This is a genomic window from Vibrio sp. 10N.222.55.C6 (assembly GCF_041473395.1).
In the GTDB taxonomy this organism is placed as follows: domain Bacteria; phylum Pseudomonadota; class Gammaproteobacteria; order Enterobacterales; family Vibrionaceae; genus Vibrio; species Vibrio crassostreae_C.
This window is the reverse complement of record NZ_JBFRSD010000108.1, coordinates 1-374: the sequence shown is the minus strand read 5'-3', so window position 1 is coordinate 374 and position 374 is coordinate 1. Positions and strand designations below refer to the sequence as shown.

The following is a 374-nucleotide window of genomic DNA, read 5'->3' as shown; positions in this document are numbered from 1 at the left end:
TAGCTCAGTTGGTAGAGCGCAACCTTGCCAAGGTTGAGGTCATCGGTTCGAACCCGATGTATCGCTCCAAATTTTGTAGTGTTGATTCATTTCGACATTAAGATGGTGTTTTACTTTTCAGTAATCGGCATCGCAATAAAGAATTGCGTGCCCTGGTGGTGGAATTGGTAGACACAAGGGATTTAAAATCCCTCGACGTTCGCGTTGTGCCGGTTCAAGTCCGGCCCGGGGCACCATCTATTTGATTATTACCTCGCTTGGTATTAATCAAAAGAGTTGTTCTCTTAAAACACTATTGAAGGCGCCTTGGCAGAGTGGCTATGCAGCGGATTGCAAATCCGTGGACCTCGGTTCGACTCCGGGAGGCGCCTCCA

The 374-nt window shown here is 48.1% G+C and carries 2 tRNA genes; both read left to right on the top strand.

From position 1 onward, the window contains the following. Positions 1-149: 149 nt before the first annotated feature. Positions 150-236: transfer RNA gene (locus AB4486_RS22775), tRNA-Leu, on the top strand. Between the two features lie 64 nt (positions 237-300). Further along, positions 301-374: transfer RNA gene (locus AB4486_RS22770), tRNA-Cys, on the top strand.